Here is a 277-nt window from a genome sequence, read left to right on the forward strand (position 1 = left end):
CTTTCCGCATTGAGGAACTGAGCCACTTCACCTTGAAGCCAGTTAGAAACTTGCTTGGCATCCCCACCGATTGCAACAGCTTTTTCAAAGAAATCAGAAAGAGCTTTTGTAGCTGTCAATTGGTTGGCATCGTAAGCTGACAAACCAAGTTCCCCAATATAACGGGCACGACGCTCCGCTGGAAAGGCTGGCAATTCTGCACGCACTTCCTCAATCCAGGCGTCGTCAATCTCATAGAGTGGAAGATCTGGCTCTGGGAAGTAACGGTAGTCAGCCG

The 277-nt window shown here is 49.5% G+C and carries 1 pseudogene; it reads right to left on the minus strand.

The window, feature by feature from the left end:
* Window positions 1-277: pseudogene (locus ACS2QP_RS27610) on the minus strand (Asp-tRNA(Asn)/Glu-tRNA(Gln) amidotransferase subunit GatB); the annotation flags it as partial.

Source organism: Bacillus cereus group sp. Bce019 (genome assembly GCF_051781745.1).
GTDB lineage: Bacteria > Bacillota > Bacilli > Bacillales > Bacillaceae_G > Bacillus_A > Bacillus_A cereus.